The organism is Mycobacterium sp., assembly GCF_032161845.1.
Taxonomy (GTDB): Bacteria; Actinomycetota; Actinomycetes; order Mycobacteriales; family Mycobacteriaceae; genus Mycobacterium.
This window is the reverse complement of sequence record NZ_JAVRQA010000315.1, coordinates 1-19,413: the sequence shown is the minus strand read 5'-3', so window position 1 is coordinate 19,413 and position 19,413 is coordinate 1. Positions and strand designations below refer to the sequence as shown.

Below are 19,413 nucleotides of genomic sequence, written 5' to 3'. Positions count from 1 at the left end.
GCAGGTCCTCGCCGCGCAGCATCGACATGACGAGCATTTCGGAGTCATCGGCCGCAATCAAGTGGTCGACGACGGCAGACCTCTGCTCGCGTTGGGCCGCGAGGGTGGCCTCGTGTCGACGCTTGCGTCGGGACGCACCCGGATCGCCCAGTCTCTGTCGCGCGGCATCGAGCAGCGGAAGATCGGAGACCGTCCAGCGTTGCGGATCGGCCCGTTGCAGCTTCTGAACCTCTTCGTGGCTCAACCAGGGAGCGCACTTGCGCAGATAGGCCGGTACCGACCACAGGTCCGCCACCAGATCCGCCGCTTCGATCAGCGTCCACGCCCCGTTGAGAGTCGTGCGCAGTTCTTCGTTCTCCAGCAATGACTTTCGAAAGGAGGCAGCTGGAGCGTCGCCGTCGTACTTGTCGGTCAGGATCGCCAGCAGCACCTCCCAGATCTGGTCGCGGGCCTCGTTGTGCGGAGTGCCGAACTCCGGCGCTCGGAACGCCTCGGCCCAATCGTCGGCGCTCACCCAGAGGTCGGCCAAGTCGGTCGCCACGGTCATACCCCTGGTCGGCGGTTCCTCGTAGAACCTGACGGCCGTGTCGATCGCCTCGACGATGGCAGAAGACGACTTCAGCCGGGCCACCTCCGGGTCGGTCTCCGTCGTTGCGGCGGCACCCTCGGCGACGAGGTCCCGCAGGGTGCAGGTCTGCACACCTTCCTCACCGAGATTCGGCAGGACGTCGGCGACGTAGGACAGGTAGGGCTGATGCGGGCCGATGAACAGCACGCCGCCGCGCTGATGATCGAGTCGAGGATCGGAGTAGAGCAGGTAGGCGGTGCGGTGCAGAGCGACGACCGTCTTGCCAGTGCCGGGGCCGCCGTCGACGACGAGCGCGCCGCGGGAGCCTGCCCGAATGATGGCGTCCTGGTCGGCCGCGATGGTGCCGAGCACGTCGCGCATCAGGCCCGATCGGCTGCCGCCGAGGCTCGCGATGAAGGCGGACTGGTCGTCGAGTGCGGCATGACCCTCCAAGCCGTCCGCCGTGAACACCTCGTCCCAGTAGTCGATGATCCGGCCGCCGGTCCAGCGATACCTGCGGCGACGGACTAGGCCCATCGGGTTGGCATGGGTCGCGCCGAAGAACGGCTCGGCCGCCGCCGAGCGCCAGTCGATCACCAGCTGACGACCCGCCCCGTCCAAGAGGCCGACGCGTCCGACGTATACGGGCTCGGCCTGGTCAGCGCCAAGGGTGTGCCCGAGGCACAGGTCCACCCCGAAGCGGCGCAGCGTGGAAAGGGTCGCGGACAGCCTGCGGACCTCCAAATCCCGCTCCACCGCCTCCTGGCCCATCCGACTCGGCGCCCTGAGTTCGGTGTCGAGCCGGTCGGACAGCTGGGCGATGGTCTGGTCGAGGCTCTCAGCGACCTTCACCAGGTGCCGCTCGTCATCGGCGATCAACGCGGGATCGGCCTTGGCTGCAAGGTGGTCGGGAAGGTCAAACACGTCAAACACATTGTGAGTCAATCGGTTCACCCTCATCTCAACGACTCCCATCTCTGCCGGTCGGGCTCAGGCCAGTCATTTTGGGGTACACCCGGGGGCTTGCCGCAAGCCCCCGGGTGCGCTATATGTTGAGAAGGGCAGGAGATGGTCTGTGGTGGGGATGTCATGGCCGCTGACCGGCCGTTCAGAGGAAATGCGGGCCGTCGAGGCCGTCATCGCGGCCCCGGACATCTCCAGCATCGTGGTCTGCGGGACGGCTGGCGTCGGGAAGAGCCGCATCGCCCGTGAGGCGCTGGCAGCCGCCATCTCACGCGGCTGCGAGGGACGGTTGGTGGTTGGCACGTCCTCGGCCAGAGCGCTTCCGCTGGGTGCCTTCACCGCATGGGTCCAGTCGGATGCCGTCGGCACGGTTCAGCTGGTGAGCGGCGTGATCGACGCACTTACGGCAGCGGCGGGGGGCCGCAAGGTCGTGGTGGTTGTCGACGACGTGCATCTGCTCGACGAGCTGTCCCTCTTCGTCGTCCAGCAGGTCGTGCAGCGGGGCGCCGCGACGGTCGTGCTTACGATGCGCGACGATGATCCGATTCCCGCTGCGGTGCAGGAGATTTGGCGAGATGATCGCTGTGATCGGCTCGAGCTGGAGCCGCTGTGTGTCGACCGCTGCGCCGCGCTGCTATCGGCTACCCTGAGCGGACCGGTGGATCCGGATGCCGCAGAGCGACTCTGGGTTCTCACTGGCGGCAACGCCCTCTATCTGCGCAACATCGTCGAGCAGGAGGTCGCCGACGGTCGGCTCAGAGTCGTGGACGGTTACTGGCGCTGGAGGGGCGACCCGATCGTGGCGCCGGGCCTGATCGAACTGATCGAGTCCCGGATCGGGAAGCTACCCGCACCCGTCTCGGACGTGATCGACGCATTGGCAGTCGGAGAGCCGATCGAACTGTCGGCGCTCACCCGGATCACCGGTGCCGCGGCTGTCGAGGAGGCGGACACACGTGGTCTGGTCAGACTCGACTCCATCGTCGGCGGGACGGGACTTGAGGTACGCCTCGCGCATCCGCTGTACGGGGAAGTGCGCAGGAAGCGGGCGGCACCCACTCGGCTGCGGCGGTTACGCGGTCTGGTCGCAACGGAACTGGCCTCCGCGGAAGACCGCGACGACGTCCGGGTCGTGGTCCGCCGCGCCACCCTGAGCCTCGACTCCGACCTCGCCCCCGACCCCGATCTGCTGGTTCGTGCTGCCAATGGCGCGGTACGGCTGGCGGACCTTCCGCTCGCCGATCGGCTCGCGGACTCGGCGAGCCGGGCCGGGGCGGGGCCGGAGGCGAGTTTCATTCGGGCGCAAGCGCTCTCGTGGCTCACCCGTGGTGAGGAGGCCGATGCGGTGTTCGCCGAAATTCGGGTGAGCGAGCTGTCCGAGGACGACCGAGCCCGATTCGCTTTTCTGCGGGCCAGCAACATGCTGTGGGTGCTGGCCGAACCCGCCCGCGCGAAGGCTCTCATCGACGACGCGGCGCAGACCGTGTCACCCGAGGCGCGCAACTACATCGACGCGTTTCTGACGGTGTACTGGTTTGCGCTCGACCGGCCGACGACGGCGATGCAGGTGTCGCAGAACCTTGCGTTGGGCGCGCTTCCCGCGGTCGTCGAGGCCGAAGTCGCCTGGGCTCTCGCGGCCATGACCGGCGATTCGGGGTGCACCGCCCAGGCGGTGGCCGTCGCGGATGCGGGACATGCCGTGGCCACTCGCTCCTTCGACGCGCCACAGATGCGTTTCAACATCGCCGATGCACACGTCAGCGCCCTGCTGCTGGCCGGGCGCATTCGCGAAGCCGTCGACGTCGCCGACCTGGCGCGCCAGCAGGCGGCCGACCTTCCCGGTGCAGCGCACCTGCTCGGCGATGCGGTGGCGGGCCGGGCTGCGCTCGGCGCCGGGCGGTTGGACAGGGCCCGGTCGTTGCTCGAACTGGCGGCACCCGCGCTGTCGGCATCTGGCCACGGCATCGGCTGGGGATACCGCTACCACTTTCCTCGCGCGACCGTACTCGCGATCCGGGGCGCGATCGGAGAGGCGGCTGCCGGCTTCGCCGCACTCGACGAGATTCGCCGCCCGTTTCGCTCGTTGGACTACGAGCGGAGCCTGGCCCGCGCGTGGGTAGCCGCGGGGCAAGGTGCCGTCAGCGAGGGGGTGTCGATCCTATTGGGGGCGGCCGAAAGGGCTGGCGCCAACGGACAGTTCGCGGTCGAGGTGATGTGCCTCCAGACCGCAGCGCAGTTCGGCGCCCGCTCCTGCGCTCCTCGGTTGCGTGAGCTCGAGAAGATCGTGGAGGGCCCGCGCGTCGGCCTTGCCGCACGACTCGCCGAAGCCCTGCACGCTGCCGATGCCGCGGAATTGGCGGCGTTGTCGCGAGATTTCGAGGGCATCGGTGACCTGCTCGCGGCCGTGGACGCCGCCGCGCACGCAGCCGTCGCCCATCGTCACCACGGCGAGCGGGGTAGCGCGCTGGGGTGTTGGACGCGGGCAGAGGCGTTGGCTCGCGAATGCGGTGGGGCGAGGACGCCTGCGCTGCTCGAGGCCGGCGAGGAGCTACCGCTGTCCGAACGCGAACGTGAGATCGCCATGTTGGTCGCCGCCGGCTCGTCGAATCGCGCCATCGCCGAGCGGCTGACGCTGTCGGTGCGCACGGTGGAGAGTCACGTGTTCCGCGCGATGGCCAAGACGGGAACCAGCAGCCGCGAGGAACTCGCGAACCTGGTGCGCCATCGCGGGCGGTGACGTCCGCCAAGGCTCGTCACCCTCAGTAGTAATTCACCGATGCCGGCCGGGATTGCAGTGGTGGGCTACTGGGCGCGAAACGCTGCGCGCGAGCCACGATTTGATCGGGACGCATGACCGGGCTTGGGGGCGTCCGCAGCGGGCTAGGGGGTGCTCACTGCGGACGCCCCCGTTCGCCGGTGATGGATGCTCCCGCGCCGGCCTCGGTGAGGGTGATCGTCGGTGGGTTGTAGCCAGCTCCGTCAACGGCCCGGCCCACCGCGGCTCCCACGTCTTCCCACCGGTCGACGGGCACCAGGGCGATGACGCAGCCGCCGAAGCCACCGCCCGTCATCCTGGCTCCGAGGGCCCCGGACCGAACCGCGGTGTCCGCGATCAGATCGAGGTGGGCGGTGGTGATCTCGAAGTCATCCCGCATGGACGCATGTGACGCGGTGAAGATCCGGCCGACTTCGGCGAAGTCGCAATTGGCAAGTGCTGAAACGACATCGGCGACCCGCCGGTTCTCCGTCAGGATGTGTCGGGCCCGTCGCGCATCGACTGGATCCTTGACGTCCTGCAGCACGGCGTCGCCACCATCCTGCACCTCGCGCAGTGACACCACGCCAAGATCGGCGGCCGCTCGTTCGCACGATGCACGGCGGGCGGCATACTCGCCGCCGGCGTGTTGGTGTGGCGCATGCGAGTTGATCAGGAGCAGCGCCGCGCCGGAGGCGCCAGGATCGAAGGGCACCGCATGGACACTGGCGTCCAGGAAGTCGATCATCAGCGCCCGCCGCGGCTCACCGCAGAGCGATGCCAGCTGGTCCAGCAAACCCGTTGGGGCGCCAACGTAGTCGTTCTCGGCTCGCTGCGCGATCCGCGCCCGATCAGTCCGGTCGATGCGCAAGTCGGTGGCTGCGGCGAGCGCGCCGAGCGCTGCACACTCCAGTGCCGCCGAGGACGCCAATCCCGAACCCATTTCGACACCGCTGGAGATCGACATCGTGCCACCGCTCACCCGATGACCGGCACTCCGCAGTGCCCAGATGACGCCGGCGACGTAGGCGGCCCATCCGGTGACGTCGCCGGGGGCGGTGTCCAGCGCGACGGTGACCGCGCCGTCCTCGCGATCGCTGCGGACCACGACCGCGTTGCCGCCATCGGGGTGGAAGCGCACCTCGGTGCGGTCCGGCAGCGCGATGGGCAGGGCGAACCCCTGGTTGTAGTCGGTGTGTTCACCGATCAGATTGATCCGTCCCGGCGCTGCGTAGCGGATCACGTGCCCAGCTCCCGCAGCCGTTGGGCGACCGTCTCGGGCATCACGTCGCTGATGAAGGCGTCCATCGCAGACTCGGATCCGGCCAGGTACTTCAGCTTGGTGGCACTCCTTCGGACCGACATCAACTCGACGTGGAAGTACCCTTCTCGTTGCGCTGCGGTGTCCCGGTATTGATGGAGCGCCGAGATATACGGCAGGGGGGTGGGATACATCCTGTCGAAACGTCGCAGCACCTCGCAGTAGATCGAGGCGAACCCGTCCAATTCGGCGTCATCGAGATCGGCGAGGTTGCGCACGAACCGGTTCGGGTAGATGTGCACCTCGACGGGCCAGCGCGCGGCGAACGGCACGAAAGCCGTGAAGAGGTCGTTTTGGGCGACGACCCGGATCTCGGCGGCTCGCTCGCGGGCGAGAATGTCGGCAAAGAGGTTGCTGCCGTTGCGCTCTGAGTGACTGCGCGCCTCGGTGAGCAGGTGAGCGGTGCGGGGTGCCAGGTACGGATATCCGTAGATCTGTCCATGTGGATGGGTCAGTGTCACCCCGATCTCCTCGCCGCGGTTCTCGAAGCAGAACACCTGCTCGATTCCCGGCCGGTTCATCAGGTCGATCGTTCGGTGGCGCCAGGCATCGACCACGAGACGGGCGTGCGGAAGTTCGAGCTCTGCGAACGATTCGGTGTGGCTGCTCGAGAACGAGATCACCTCGCAGCGGCCGTGTCCCGGTGCGCTGACGAAGTCGTTGCCGCCGATTGCCGTATCAGGGGAGGGGAGGCTGAACGCCGTGTCGTCGGCACCGGAGAGGCTTGGAAAGCGGTTCTCGAAGACGACGACGTCATAGTCGGGCGCTGGCACCTCGCTGTTGGTCCCTGATGCACTCGGGCACAGCGGACACAGCTCGGCGCTCGGCTTGTAGGTGCGGTCTTGCCGCAGCGCGGCGATGGCCACCCACTGTCCGGTCTGGCGGTCGAAACGCACCTGTGATTGCTGGGCGCCGCGGTCCGGCAGTGGCCGTCGATCGGTGACCGGGGCGGGCGCGTGGCCCGGCAACGAGAAGAACAGCATGTTCCGGCCGTCGGCGAGCTGCCACGGCAGGGGTTCGGTCGCGGTCGCCATGCTGGTCATCGCCCGGCCACGGGGGCGATCACCAGGTCGCCGACGTGTGAGTCGATGACCGCGCGGTCGTCGGCGGTCAGACCGTCGTCGGAGATCATCGTGTGCACCTGCCCGAGTCGAGCGAAGACGCATGCGCCGACTTCGCGGTACTTCGTGTGATCGGCGAGCACCATCAATCGGCCGCCGATCTCGATCAGCGCCCGGTTCGTCTGCGCCTCAGCGATGTTGGGTGTGGTCAGGCCGGCGGCCACGTCGAAGCCGTGCACACCGAGATACGTCGCGTCCACCCGGAACGACGCGATCGCGGCATCGGCGACCGGCCCGACCAGCGCGTCCGATGGTGTGCGGACCCCGCCGCTGAGGTAGACCAGGGGGGCGTCCGCACCGTCGGCGATGGGGTCGGTCAGTTCCTGGAAGATGTTGATGGAGTTGGTGACAACGGTGATCGAGGGCCGCGCTCGCAGGTGCCTGGCGAGCTCGGTGGTGGTGGTGCCCGCGCCGATCGCGATGGTCATGCCGTCCTCGACGGTCGCCGCCGCAATCGCGGCGATGGCCGTCTTCTCGGCCAGTTGCTGGCCTGCCTTCTCCGCCGAGCGCGGCTCCTCACCGCGATTGTGGCGCGTCACCGCACCGCCGTGCACCTTGCGTAGCAGGTCCTGTGCGTCGAGGGTGTCGAGGTCGCGACGCACCGTCATCTCCGACACCGCCAGATCGGCGGCCAGGTCGGCGACCCTGACCGCGCCTCCGGACTGCAACGCACGCAAGATGGCGCCTCGTCGTTCAGCGGCGAGCATCGTCGTCGAGACTCCCTTTCATGGCCGGAGAACGCACAGTAACAAACAATGATGACCTGTTTCGGCTGATACTAGGGGCGAGAGTGTTGAGTTTTGCGTGTTCGTGTTTGAATTTGTTAGAAAAGTGGTCCAGATCACTCAGCAAAGGAGTCGACGAACCCCGGCCGACGAGGTGCGCGCCGAAGAGCCGCAGTGATGTCTTCGCCCCTTTGCCGCCGGGGGCAACCCCAGCCGCTGTTTGGCGTTCTGCCCTGGCTGCTCAGCTGATAGATTGACCCGCGGTTCCTTTGCTCTGGGAGCCGCGAGAGGTACACGCATCAGGGGAAACCGGGGGATTGGCCATGGGACGGCACAGCGCTTCCTACATCGCAGCGCAACAGGGGCTCTCCACCGGACCGGCGACGCTCGGCGCGGCGAAGTACGTCGGCCGCGTCGGCGCCTTGGCGTTGGCGATGGGCGTCGGGGCGGCCGTGGTCGGCGGTGCGGGGCTGGCAAACGCCACCGACGGGGCCAACGCCACCGGCCCCGGCGATGGCGCCAAGACCGTTTCGGATTCGACGCCAGGCACTTCCGCAACGGCCGATACCAATCCAGACGCGCCTGGCGGTGCCGCAGGCGGCAAGACGCCCAAGCCGAGTTCGCCGGACGTGCCGAAGATGGTGTTCTCCGGCGGCGTCCCGACCAACCCGGACCCGCTATCCGGAGTGCTCTCGAAGATTTCGAACCAACTCGCGGCAGTGTTCGGCAACGGCAGCACCGGGTCGGGTTCGCCGACGGGTGTGCGCGACGAACCTACGGCCGGCTCCCGGGGAAGCGACTCGCGGCAGGCCCGGCCGAAGATCGCCGACGATGTTCCCGCCACGTCCTTCGTCCGCACCAAGACCGATGACCTCGCCGCCACGTTTCGTGCATCGGCGAAGCCCGCCGACGTCGAGCCGCCGTCCATCCCGGACACGGGTCGCCAGTCACGGCTCGACGCGTCGCCGGCCGCGCTTCCGGCGCAGGCCTCACTGACGGGTTTCGCCGCACCGGCACAGGCGGCGCCGCGCATCGCCAATCCGGTCGTCACGTTGGTGTCAGGCGTCTTGAACGCCCTCGGCTTCTCGCCGACGGCGACCACCGGTGGCACGCCGGTCGGCCCGTTCCCGATCTTGACTGCAGCGCTGCAGCTGATTCATCGCGAGCTCGAACGCTTCGTCACCAACCTGAACTCGGCTGCGGCCTACTACAACTCGGCCCAGCCGCACGTCCCCCCGGCGGCGGTCGCCGGGGTCCCCGGGCCCGGCGACGAGGCCCCGACCGCCTACGGCGACATCGGCAAGTGGATGCTCGAGCCCGATGGGCAGATCTCGGACTACGGCGGACAGCCGTACCACGGCAAGACGCTCCTGGAACCCGTCAACGTCATCATCATCGATCCGACGTCGACGAGTCGCGAGGAGGCGATCCAGAAACTCAACGTCGCCATGTTCTGGGGTGGATTTCCGGCCCAGCCGATTCACAGCACCGGTTTCCTTGGCGAGATCGACGACGTGATCTACGGCCAGCAGCCGTCGGGCCTCCTGCAAGGCTTCTCCGACAACATCTTCATCTTCCCGAACGATCACGGCCGCATCTTCGGTCCCGACCCGGTGGAGACGAGCACCGGCTACGTCTGGAGTGGTGCGTTCAGCACCGAAGTGCTGAGCATCTACAACTTCCTGCCCGCCCACTCCTACGTGTCGTCCAACATGGCTCGTACCGCACTTGCCACCCGGCTCATCCTCGCCGGCCAGGCGACCTACGTTGGCACGGTCCCCTTGAACAACGCGGTCGACAACGCGACCACCACGACCGGTGACCATGACGGCTACGCCGTCGTCCTCCGGCTGAACTAGCCGGGGTCTCAGCGACCGTTGGTGAAGCGCTGCAGGAACTGACGGGTGCGGTCTTCTCGGGGCTCGGTCAAAACCTGCTTGGCCGAACCAGATTCGACGATCCGGCCGCCATCGAGGAAGCACACGGTGTCGGCGACGTCGCGGGCGAACGCCATTTCATGGGTGGCCATCACGATGGTTCGGCCTGCAGCCGCCAACTCGCCGACGAGGGTTAGCACCTCACCGACGAGTTCGGGATCCAGTGCGCTGGTGATCTCGTCGAGCAGCAACAGTCGGGGGTCGTAGGCCAGCGCCCTGGCGATGGCCACCCGCTGCTGTTGACCGCCAGACAGCTTGTCCGGGTAGGAATCTGCGTGCGCGGACAGGCCGACCCTGGCCAGCAGTTCGCGGCCGCGTTCCTGGGCATCGCGCCGCGTCGACCCGTGCACCACCCGCGGAGCCAGTGCCACGTTGGCCAGTGCGGTCATGTGCGGGAACAGGTTGAACGACTGGAACACCATGCCCATCGCCTGGCGCGCCTCGTCGGCGTCGATGCGTGGGTCGCTGATGTCGCGGCCGTCCAACAGGATCTGGCCGTCGTCGATGTCCTCGAGCAAGTCGATGCACCGCAGCAGGGTCGACTTCCCCGATCCGGACGCCCCGATCAGGACGACGACCCGATGCTCGTCGACGTCGAGGTCGATGCCGTTGAGCACGGGGCGATCGTGATACGCCTTGGTCAGCCCGCACACCGACAGCACCGGACCCGGATCCCCGGTCGCTCCTGTCACAGCGCGCCCTGTCTGGTCGCCACGCGCTTGGCCGCCCAGTCGGCCAGCCGTGCCGACGGCACCGCCAGCGCGACGAACAGCAGACCCGCCACGACGTAGGGGGTGAAGTTGTAGGTGGTGGCGGCCTGGATCTGCGCCGCGCGGACGGCATCGACCGCGCCGAGCACCGAGATCAGCCCGCAGTCCTTCTGCAGCGCGACGAAGTCGTTGAGCAGCGCCGGGGTGACCCTGCGCGTCGCCTGCGGCAACACCACCAGACGCATGGTTCGCCGATGGTTGAGCCCAAGGGACTTGGCAGCGGCCAACTGTGACGGGTGGATCGATTCGATACCCGCGCGGAAGACCTCGGCCACGTATGCGGAGTAGATCAACACCAGTGCCAGTCCGCCCAGCAGCACGGGGTTCGTCGGCAGTCCCGAGAGTCGCAGCCCCGGCAAGCCGAACCCGACGAGGTACAGACAGATCAGCAGCGGCAGGCCGCGAAACAGGTCCACGTAGCCGGTTGCCAACGCCCGCACCGGAAACCACACGGGCCCGCGGAGCGTTCGCAGCGCAGCCAAACCGAGTCCGAAGACGAGGATCAGCACCTGGCAGACCACCAGCACCCGAACGTTGAGCCACAACCCCTCCAACAGAGCGGGCAGGCTGTCGACGCCGATGCGGAGATTGAAGAACGAGTCACGGACCCGCGGCCAGCCCGGCGCCGACGTCACCGCGAACAGCAGCACCGCCGCGAACACCACGGTGGACACCATCGCGACCAGGGTGGACCGCCGGGCTCGGGACTGCCGGTACGCCACCCGGTCAAGGGCGGCCGTGGTCACGAAAGGACCGGCGCGGCGCCAGTGCCGTTGAGCCACGTCTTCTGCAGCTTGAACAGCTCGCCGTCATTGCCGAGATCGTCGACGGCCTTGGACACGCATGCCGTCAGCGGGCTGCCCTTGTCCAACACGATGCCGAACTGCTCGGCCTTCTCGGTGCCGGGTGGCAGCTGGCCGACGATGACGCCGTCCGTCAGTTCGCTCTGCACCTCGAAGGCCGTCGGCAGGTCCAGAACCAACGCGTCGATCTGGCCGTTCGTCAACGCGGCCTTCGCGTCGTCGTTGTTGTTGAATACCGCGACACCGGGGTCGATCGCCTGCGCCGCGGTGTAGCTGGTGGTGCCCACCTGCGCACCGAGCTTGAGGCCGGTGAGTCCGGCGAGGTTCTTCACCGCGGCGGCCGGCGACGACTTCACCGCGACGACTGCCTGCGTCACGTTGAAGTACGGCGACGAGAAGTCGACGGCCTGCTTGCGTTCGTCGGTAATGGAAAACTCATTCAGGTTGGCGTCGAACGTCTTTGCCCCCGGTGCGATGGCCGCATTGAACGGCACCCGCACCCACTTCACGTCCTGGTTGGCGTAGCCGAGCTTGCCGGCAACCGCGTAGGCGACCGCAGATTCGAAGCCCTTGCCATTCGCGGGGTCGTCGTCGACGAACCACGGCGGGTACGCCGGTTGATCCGTTCCGAAGGTGATGGACCCCTTCGTCAAGGTCGTCAGACCGTCCTTGGTGCACTGCCCGGCCGCGGCAGAGGCGGACGACGTGCTGGTCGCCGTCTCGTCAGCGGGGGCGCATGCCGTGGCAGCCGCCAAACCGACGAGGGCCAGCATGGACACCACACTCGAGACATTGCGCATGGGCGGCATCATCGCGCACCTGGTGCCCAACCGCCATCGTTGTGATCATGACGACCCGTCGAATGTTGGGATCGGTAGCCGTGGGGGCGCCGTGTACTTGCTTCAACGGCGACGCCACCGAGGCGAGGCCCCACGAAAGGCACGACAGACCATGAACATCGTCCCGGCCGCCATCGAGGAACAGATCAACCGCGTCGACCGCCAGCGGAGCCGCTACCTGGGCATCAGCAGCGCGGTCCTCGCCGCGTGGTGCGTCTACCGCCTGATCTGGGCGGTGTACCTCTCCATGAGCTTCGGCGGGTTCGTCGCCGGCTCCCTGGTGTTCTCGTTCGTCCTGTGGGGTGTGATCGGTGTCGTCGCGGTGGTCGCGGCGGTCGCCTTCCTCGCCCGCGCCAAGAAACCCTGAATCGCGACCAGATGCGGCCCCCGGAGGAATCCTCCGGGGGCTGTTTCATGCCCGAAGCGTGACTTCATGCCCGAAGCGAGACGACGACCTTGCCCTTGGCGGTGCGGTCCTCGAGCGAAGCGATGGCCTCCGCGGCTCGCTCGAGCGGATAGACGACGGGTTCGGGTGCCGACACGGCGCCGGAGGCGAGCAGAGGCTCCAGTTCAGCCCACTGCTCGGCCAGATAACCCGGGTGGGTCGCGGCCCAGGCGCCCCAGCCGACACCGACGGCGTCGACGTTGTTGAGCAGCAGCCGGTTCACCTTGACCGTCGGGATCTCCCCGCCGGTGAAGCCGATCACCAGCAGTCGGCCGCCGGGGGCGAGGGATCGCAGTGAGTCGGTGAACCGGTCACCGCCGACCGGATCCACCACGACGTCGACGCCCCGGCCGCCGGTGAGTTCCTTCACGGCGTCCTTGAAACCGTCGGCGAGCACCACGTCGGTGGCTCCCGCGGCGCGGGCGACGTCGCCCTTGTCCGCGGTGCTGACGACGGCGATCGTGCGCGACGCACCCCAGGCCGAGGCCAGGCGCAGCGTCGACGTGCCGATGCCGCCTGCCGCGCCGTGCACTAGCACCGACTCGCCAGCCACCAGACGCCCGCGGGTGCGCAGGGCGCAATGCACCGTCAGGTCGTTGAAGAGCAGTCCGGCGCCTGCTTCGAAGGACACCGCGTCGGGGAGTTTGAACACCCGATCCGCCGGTAGCGCAACGACTTCCGCCATGGCACCGGAGAGCATCGTCAGCGCGGCGACTCGGTCGCCTGCCGCCACGTGGGCACCTGCGGGGGCGCTGCGCACGATGCCGGCAATCTCGGCGCCAGGCACGTACGGGAGCTCCGGCTTGTGCTGATAGAGCCCGCGGGTCTGGAGCGCGTCGGGAAACGCCACACCCGCGGCGTGGACGTCGATCAGGACGCCGTCACCGGCGCTCGGTTCGTCGACGTCGACGAGCTCCGCCGCCTCTGGTCCGTCGAGCCGGGGGATCTGAATGGCGCGCATCGTCACCATTTAACATCGCCAAGTGATGGACGCACGTGCCGCGGTACTGCTCTCCGAGGGCGCAGCTCCCCAACTGGTCAACGTCGAGGTCAGGGAACCGGTCGGCAGCGAGGCGCTGATTCGTGTCGATGCGGTCGGCATCTGCCACACCGACGTGAGCGTCGCCGCGCGATGGCCGGCCCGAAAACTGCCGATGGTCTTCGGCCACGAGGGCGTCGGCACCGTGGTCGCGACCGGATCACTGGCCCGTATCGACGTGGGTCGGCAGGTCGTGTTGACCTTCGCCAGCTGCGGGCGGTGTCCCAGCTGTGTCGCCGCCAAGCCCGCCTACTGCGATCGGTCGACGACGCTGAACCTGCGCGGCGACGACGCCGACGAGACGAGCGCACTGCGGCTGGGAGGCGTACCGCTGAGGGGTGGCTTCTTCGGTCAATCCAGCTTCGCCACCCACGTGCTGGCCGGGCCCGCCAACACCATCGCGCTGACCGAACCCCTCGATCCAGCTCTGGCGGCGCCACTGGGCTGCAGCGTGCAGACGGGCGTCGGTACGGTGCTCGGCGCCACGCCTGTCGGGACCGGTGATGCGCTGGTGGTCTTCGGCGCGGGTGCCGTCGGACTCTCGGCCGTCATGGGTGCCAGGATCGCCGGCTGCGGTGCCATCGTCGCCGTCGACCCGAAACCCGAACGACGCTCGCTGGCAATGGAATTGGGCGCGACGGCGGTGCTGGATCCCGGCGCAGACGACGTTACCGCGCACCTCCCCGATCTGACTGGCGGCGGCCCAACGGTCGCCGTCGACACCACCGCGTTGCCCGCGGTCATCGCGACCGCTCTGGTGACGCTTCGGGCCTGCGGCACACTCGCCCTCGTCGGATTGGGTGCGCTCAACGCCGAGCTGCCGGTCGGTTTGATCCTGGCGAAGGGCCTGAGGGTGCGCGGTGTCGTCGAGGGCGACAGTGATCCCCAGGTGTTCATCCCGCGGCTCGCGGAGCTGTTGCGGGGCGGTGAGCTGCCGCTGGAGAAGTTGGTGACACGGTTCGCCTTCGACGACTTCGGTGCGGCGTGGACCTCCGCGGTGACGGGTTCGGCCATCAAGCCGGTGGTCACGATGCCGCGTTGACCGCGGCGTTAGTTATGATTCGGAAGTTGCCGGCAAAGGTGCCGCGGCGGATCGGAGCGCACGTGAGGACGATTTCGAGACGGTTGGCAGTGCTTGACGCGATGCCACCTGGCCGGTCGGTAGACGTCCGCTCGTCGGACGGGACGAAGATCCACACCGAGGTCTTCGGTCCCGACGATGGCTATCCCATCGTGCTGGCGCACGGAATCACCTGCGCGATTCGGGTGTGGGCCAATCAGATCACCGACCTCGCCGGTGACTACAAGGTCATCGCCTACGACCACCGGGGTCACGGTCGAAGTGGAGTGCCCTCGCAGCGCGGGAGCTACAGCCTGGACTTCCTGGCCGCCGACCTCGACGCCGTGCTGGCCGCCACGTTGGCGCCTGGCGAGCGGGCCGTGATCGCGGGTCACTCGATGGGCGGTATCGCCATTTCGTCGTGGTCGCAGCGCTACCCACAGCGGGTGCAACAGTGCGCCGATGCCGTCGCCCTGATCAACACCACGACCGGTGATCTGCTACGCAACGTCAAATTCCTTCCCGTGCCGCCGCCCTTGGTGGGCGGCCGGGTGCGGGCCGCAGGCCTGGTGCTGAAGAGGCTGGGGTCCGCACCATTGGTGCCCGGCTCGATACAGCAGAGCCGACGGTTCGTGGCCGCACTGGCGGTGGGCCGCGACGCCGACCCCGCGATCGCCGACTTCGTCTTCGACCTGTTCGCCGAGACTCCTCCGGCGGGGCGCGGCGGCTGGGCCAGGGTGCTGGTCGATTCGCTTGGCCCGAAACACATCTCGCTGCGCAATCTGACCGTGCCGACCCTCGTCATCGGCAGTAAGTATGACCGCCTGCTGCCCATCGCCTCATCGCGCCGGATCGCTGGTGACGCGCCGAACCTGGTGTCCTTCGTCGAGATGCCCGGCGGGCACTGCGCCATCCTGGAACAGCCCGACGAGGTGAATCAGCAGCTCCGCGAACTAGCCGAATCGGTTCGCGAGAACACTCGGATCAGCTCGTAGCGGACAGGTACCCGGCGACCTCGTCGGCCGCGCGGTGACCCGATCGGACCGCCCCGTCGAGGAAACCCGTCCACTGATCGGCGGTCTCGGTGCCTGCCCAGAAGATGCCACCTACCGGCTCGCGTAGCCATTGCCCGTAGGTGGTCCACGAACCGGGTGGCACCGCGGCGGTCGGACCGCCCGGCGCGAAGGGCTCGGCGCTCCAGCGGTGGTCGACGTAGTCGATCGGGTGCCGCGCGCGGTCGCCGAAGAGGCTGGCGAAGCAGTCGATGGCACGGGCGCGTCGGGCGTCGGGCTCCAGCGGGTCGAACGTGCGGGCGTCGGTGAAGCCGAGCAGAACCCCAGGTCCCTCTCCAGAATCCGAGGAGCCGGGGCTGACGTCGAACGTGATGAATACCGGGCCGTCGTCGGACAGCGCTTCGCCCGATCGTCCGTCGTGGCGCCAGAACGGCGTTTCGTACGCGGCGTAGGCCTTGCTCAAGTTGCCCTGCGGCCAGTGCCTCGCCAAGTCTGCGTGCCCTGCGGGCAGCTCCGGGTCGAACGTGATGGCGGCGCGGTGCTCGGGGGCGATCGCGATGACGACTGCCCGCGCCGCCACCGCCTCGCCTGCGGTGTGCACCGTGGCTCCGTCCGCGCCGTATTCGATTCGTTCGACCACGCTGTCCAGTCGCACCCGCCCGTCGAGATCTGCCGCCATCCGCAGCGCGATCTGTTGGGTGCCTGCCGGGAAGCGGTCCTGCTGGGCGCCGCCCTTGACGTCGAGCATGGGGCCGATGCCTCCGGCGGCCTTGATGTAGTGCACCGCGTGCAGCATCGACACCTCGTCGGGTTCGCAGCCCCACGTCACCCTTGCCATGATCGCCATCAGATCCCTGGTGCTCTTGCCGGCGTGCACCGACCGTAGCCAACCGTCCATGGTCTGCTGGTCGAGGCGGTGAGCCGTCGGCGCCGTCCACGGCGCGCCGAGCGGAACTTGCTTGCTGAGCCGCTCGAACCGCCACTGGATGCGCGAAACGTCAAGCAGCTCAAGGATGGACAACTTGGGGATGGTGCTGCGGTAGGACCTCACCCGACCCCGCCAGCGGATCAGGTTCTTGCCATCGTTGTAGGTCGGTGTCGTCGGGCAGCCGAGTTCGGCGGCGAGCTTGAGCACCTCGGTCTGGGTCGGCCCGACGAAGGTGCCACCGAGGTCGACGGGAACCCCGGCGATGGTGGTGGTGTGGGACCGGCCGCCGACACGGTCCCGGCCTTCGAGAACTCTTACGTCGTACCCGAGTCTGGTCAGACTGCGTGCGGCCGTCAGTCCGGCGAACCCGGCGCCAACGACGACGACGTCGGGGCTTGCGGGGATGGTCACCTGACTAGGCTCTCACGCGTGAAGGTCATGACAGCGCTGTTCGGACCGGCCGATGCGATCGAACGGACGGAGGCGCTGCGCGACGCCGGGGCCACCGGGGTGTTCACGTTCGAGGGGCCGCACGACGTGTTCGCCCCGCTGACACTGGCGTCGACGGTCGGCGGTCTCGACCTCATGACCAACGTGGCGATCGCGTTCCCGCGCAATCCGATTCACCTCGCGCACCAGGCGATCGACCACCAGCTGCTCGCGGATGGGCGGTTCATCCTCGGGCTCGGAACGCAGATCCGCACGCAGATCGAGAAGCGGTTCGGCGCCGACTTCGACAAACCGGTCGCCAGGATGACGGAACTGATCGGTGCGCTGCGGGCGATCTTCGAGGCATGGACCACCGGTGAGCGCCTCGCGTTCCATGGCGAGTTCTACCGCCACACCCTGATGACGCCGAACTTCACCCCGAAGTCCATCCCGCACGGGCCGCCGCCGATCTACGTCGGCGCGTTGGGGCCTCGTCTGACCCGCGCCACCGCCGAGGTGGCCGACGGGTTGCTCGTCATGCCGTTCGGGTCGAAGCGCTTCCTGCACGACGTCACCATGATGAAGGTCGACGAAGGGCTTGCGGCCTCGGGCCGCAGCCGCGACGACTTCGCCGTCATCCCGGAGATCATCGTCTCGGTGAGCGACGAGGACCCGCAGCACACGTCGACCCGCCAGCTGCTGGCGTTCTACGGGTCGACGCCCGCCTACCGGCCGGTGCTCGAGGCTCACGGCTGGGGTGACCTGCAACCGGAACTGCACGCATTGTCCAAGCAGGGGCGCTGGCAGGAGATGGGCGGCCTGATCGACGATGACGTGCTGCACACCATCGCCGCGTGCGGCACGCCGAAGGAGATTGCCGCCCACATCCGCGATCGCGTGGCGGGTGTCAGCGATCAGGTGTGCGTCTACCAGCCCGCCCCCATCCAGGTGGAGTCATTGGCTGGGATCGTCGACGCACTGCAGGGCTGACGCCCTATCGTGAGTTGGTACGGAGCAGGACCAAGGGAGGGTTTCTCGATGGACGGTCAAGCGGACTACTCGGATGTGCTGATCATCGGCGCAGGCATCTCGGGGATCGGGGCGGCGTACCGCATCCATCAGAAGAACCCCAAGCTCACCTACACAATCCTCGAGCGACGCTCGCGGATCGGGGGCACGTGGGACCTGTTCCGCTATCCGGGCATCCGCTCGGACAGTGACATCTTCACCCTGAGCCTGCCCTTCGAGCCGTGGACGAGGCCCGAGAACGTGGCCGACGGTGGCGACATCCGGGACTACCTCACCGATGCGGCTCGCCATCACGGCATCGACCGAAACATCCGGTTCGACACCCACGTCAAGTCAGCGGAGTGGGATTCGTCGACCGACACCTGGACGCTGCGCACGGCGACCCCCGACGGCGCGGAGAAGTCCTACCGGGGGCGCTTCGTGTTCTTCGGCACGGGATACTACGACTACGACAATCCGTACTCACCGGAGTTCCCTGGCATCGAGGACTTCGCCGGTGACGTGGTGCACCCCCAGTTCTGGCCGGAGTCGCTGGACCATGCGGACAAGCGCGTCGTGGTGATCGGCAGTGGCGCCACCGCGATCAGCCTGGTGCCCGCGCTGGCGAAGACCGCCGCGCACGTCACGATGCTGCAGCGCTCGCCGACCTACATGATGTCGATGGCCCGAATCGATCCGATGGTGCAGGCGATCCGGAAGTTTTTGCCGCGCAGGCTGTCCCACAACGTCGTTCGGGCCCGCAATGCTGCGTTCTCGGTGCTGTCGTACTTCCTGTTCCGCAAGGCCCCGAAGTTCGGGCGGTGGCTGATCAGGAATCGAACCATCGCGGCGCTGCCCGAGGGCTATGACGTCGACCTGCACTTCAAGCCACGCTACGAGCCGTGGGATCAGCGAATGTGTCTGGTGCTGGATCGAGATCTGTTCGACCACATCGGCGATGGCCGTGTCGACGTGGTGACCGATCACGTCGATCACGTCGACGCGGCAGGCATCGTGCTGGCGTCCGGACAACGCGTGGACGCCGACGTCATCGTCACCGCCACCGGTTTGCAATTGCAGGCGCTGGGCGGCATCGCCATCGTCGTCGACGGCACCGAGGTCAAGCCCACCGATCGCTTCGTCTACAAGGAGTACCTGCTCGAGGACGTCCCGAACATGGCGTGGTGCATCGGGTACACCAATGCGTCGTGGACGCTGCGCGCCGACATGACGGCGCGTGCGGTGGCGAAGTTGTTGGCGTACATGGACTCTCATGGGTACACCCATGCCTACCCGCACCTGGGCGGCGTGCCAATGGGGGAGAAGCCGACGTTCGACCTGAAGGCCGGCTACATCCAACGGACCCCGCACGCGCTGCCGAAGTCGGGTATCCATCGCCCCTGGAACGTCCGGCACAACTACGTACTCGACGTCATCGACCATCGGTTCGACCGCATCGAGGAGTCGATGGTCTTCGGCCGCGCCGGAGCCCGCGGTGCCGTGAAGGCCGATCAGACCGAGCAGGCGCAGACCGCCTGAGCCGCCCCGATTCCCTCCGCATCGATTTCTGCGCCCGGGTCGCTGTCTGGCCCTTGCATTCAAGCGGTCGCTGCAACGAATGCGGACGGGTCTGAGAGTAGTCGGTCGAGTTCTTCGGCGGGGGTGCGGAAGCCGAGGCGTTTGCGGGGT

Annotated in this window: 16 protein-coding genes; 7 read left to right on the top strand and 9 right to left on the bottom strand. The window is 67.8% G+C overall.

What is annotated here, in order from left to right:
• Positions 1 to 1,528: RNA polymerase recycling motor ATPase HelR (helR, locus tag QOD90_RS17125; protein WP_526351786.1), on the bottom strand; the 1,528-nt coding region annotated here is incomplete at its 3' end.
• Positions 1,529 to 1,652: 124 nt separating this feature from the next.
• Here helR and QOD90_RS17120 point away from each other — a divergent pair.
• Positions 1,653 to 4,268, top strand: a complete 2,616-nt coding sequence (locus tag QOD90_RS17120) for a helix-turn-helix transcriptional regulator (protein ID WP_526351794.1) — start codon at positions 1,653 to 1,655, stop codon at positions 4,266 to 4,268.
• Positions 4,269 to 4,422: 154 nt separating this feature from the next.
• On the opposite strand, the gene QOD90_RS17115 is transcribed toward QOD90_RS17120, so the two are convergent.
• The 3 genes from QOD90_RS17115 to QOD90_RS17105 are packed head-to-tail and all read right to left on the bottom strand — an operon-like array spanning position 4,423 to position 7,435.
• Positions 4,423 to 5,529, bottom strand: a complete 1,107-nt coding sequence (locus QOD90_RS17115; RefSeq protein ID WP_526351784.1) for a galactokinase — start codon at positions 5,527 to 5,529, stop codon at positions 4,423 to 4,425.
• The gene (gene galT / locus QOD90_RS17110) at positions 5,526 to 6,650 is read right to left on the bottom strand and encodes a galactose-1-phosphate uridylyltransferase (RefSeq protein WP_526351782.1); all 1,125 of its coding nucleotides are present in this window, start codon (positions 6,648 to 6,650) and stop codon (positions 5,526 to 5,528) included. Before galT ends, QOD90_RS17115 begins: the two co-directional genes overlap by 4 nt.
• On the bottom strand, positions 6,647 to 7,435 hold the full coding sequence (locus QOD90_RS17105) for a DeoR/GlpR family DNA-binding transcription regulator (protein WP_526351780.1): 789 nt from the start codon (positions 7,433 to 7,435) through the stop codon (positions 6,647 to 6,649). Before QOD90_RS17105 ends, galT begins: the two co-directional genes overlap by 4 nt.
• A 341-nt stretch (positions 7,436 to 7,776) precedes the next feature.
• Here QOD90_RS17105 and QOD90_RS17100 point away from each other — a divergent pair, with 341 nt between their 5' ends.
• Positions 7,777 to 9,312, top strand: coding sequence for a hypothetical protein (locus QOD90_RS17100; protein WP_526351778.1), 1,536 nt, complete (start codon positions 7,777 to 7,779; stop codon positions 9,310 to 9,312).
• Positions 9,313 to 9,320: 8 nt separating this feature from the next.
• On the opposite strand, the gene QOD90_RS17095 is transcribed toward QOD90_RS17100, so the two are convergent.
• The 3 genes from QOD90_RS17095 to QOD90_RS17085 are packed head-to-tail and all read right to left on the bottom strand — an operon-like array spanning position 9,321 to position 11,763.
• Positions 9,321 to 10,082, bottom strand: a complete 762-nt coding sequence (locus tag QOD90_RS17095; RefSeq protein ID WP_526351776.1) for an amino acid ABC transporter ATP-binding protein — start codon at positions 10,080 to 10,082, stop codon at positions 9,321 to 9,323.
• Positions 10,079 to 10,906 (bottom strand): amino acid ABC transporter permease, encoded by an 828-nt coding sequence (locus QOD90_RS17090; protein ID WP_526351774.1) that lies wholly within the window; start codon positions 10,904 to 10,906, stop codon positions 10,079 to 10,081. Before QOD90_RS17090 ends, QOD90_RS17095 begins: the two co-directional genes overlap by 4 nt.
• Positions 10,903 to 11,763 (bottom strand): ABC transporter substrate-binding protein, encoded by an 861-nt coding sequence (locus QOD90_RS17085; RefSeq protein WP_526351772.1) that lies wholly within the window; start codon positions 11,761 to 11,763, stop codon positions 10,903 to 10,905. The genes QOD90_RS17090 and QOD90_RS17085 overlap by 4 nt, the downstream gene beginning before the upstream one ends.
• Before the next feature lie 151 nt (positions 11,764 to 11,914).
• On the opposite strand from QOD90_RS17085, the gene QOD90_RS17080 reads away from it, so the two are divergent.
• Positions 11,915 to 12,169 carry a hypothetical protein gene (locus QOD90_RS17080; RefSeq protein WP_526351770.1) on the top strand — a complete coding sequence of 85 codons (255 nt, stop codon included), beginning with the start codon at positions 11,915 to 11,917 and terminating at the stop codon, positions 12,167 to 12,169.
• Between the two features lie 64 nt (positions 12,170 to 12,233).
• On the opposite strand, the gene QOD90_RS17075 is transcribed toward QOD90_RS17080, so the two are convergent.
• Positions 12,234 to 13,208, bottom strand: coding sequence for an NADPH:quinone oxidoreductase family protein (locus QOD90_RS17075; protein ID WP_526351768.1), 975 nt, complete (start codon positions 13,206 to 13,208; stop codon positions 12,234 to 12,236).
• 25 nt (positions 13,209 to 13,233) lie between these two features.
• Here QOD90_RS17075 and QOD90_RS17070 point away from each other — a divergent pair, with 25 nt between their 5' ends.
• Both QOD90_RS17070 and QOD90_RS17065 read left to right on the top strand, forming a co-directional pair.
• A complete protein-coding gene (locus tag QOD90_RS17070; protein WP_526351792.1) occupies positions 13,234 to 14,328 on the top strand; it encodes an NAD(P)-dependent alcohol dehydrogenase in 1,095 nt (364 codons plus the stop codon).
• 101 nt (positions 14,329 to 14,429) lie between these two features.
• Positions 14,430 to 15,341 (top strand): alpha/beta fold hydrolase, encoded by a 912-nt coding sequence (locus QOD90_RS17065; protein WP_526351790.1) that lies wholly within the window; start codon positions 14,430 to 14,432, stop codon positions 15,339 to 15,341.
• Here QOD90_RS17065 and QOD90_RS17060 read toward each other — a convergent pair.
• Positions 15,331 to 16,698, bottom strand: a complete 1,368-nt coding sequence (locus QOD90_RS17060; RefSeq protein WP_526351766.1) for a flavin monoamine oxidase family protein — start codon at positions 16,696 to 16,698, stop codon at positions 15,331 to 15,333. The genes QOD90_RS17065 and QOD90_RS17060 overlap by 11 nt on opposite strands.
• 27 nt (positions 16,699 to 16,725) lie before the next feature.
• On the opposite strand from QOD90_RS17060, the gene QOD90_RS17055 reads away from it, so the two are divergent.
• Both QOD90_RS17055 and QOD90_RS17050 read left to right on the top strand, forming a co-directional pair.
• Positions 16,726 to 17,706 (top strand): TIGR03617 family F420-dependent LLM class oxidoreductase, encoded by a 981-nt coding sequence (locus QOD90_RS17055; RefSeq protein ID WP_526351788.1) that lies wholly within the window; start codon positions 16,726 to 16,728, stop codon positions 17,704 to 17,706.
• 48 nt (positions 17,707 to 17,754) lie between these two features.
• On the top strand, positions 17,755 to 19,263 hold the full coding sequence (locus QOD90_RS17050) for a flavin-containing monooxygenase (RefSeq protein WP_526351764.1): 1,509 nt from the start codon (positions 17,755 to 17,757) through the stop codon (positions 19,261 to 19,263).
• Positions 19,264 to 19,413: the final 150 nt, after the last annotated feature.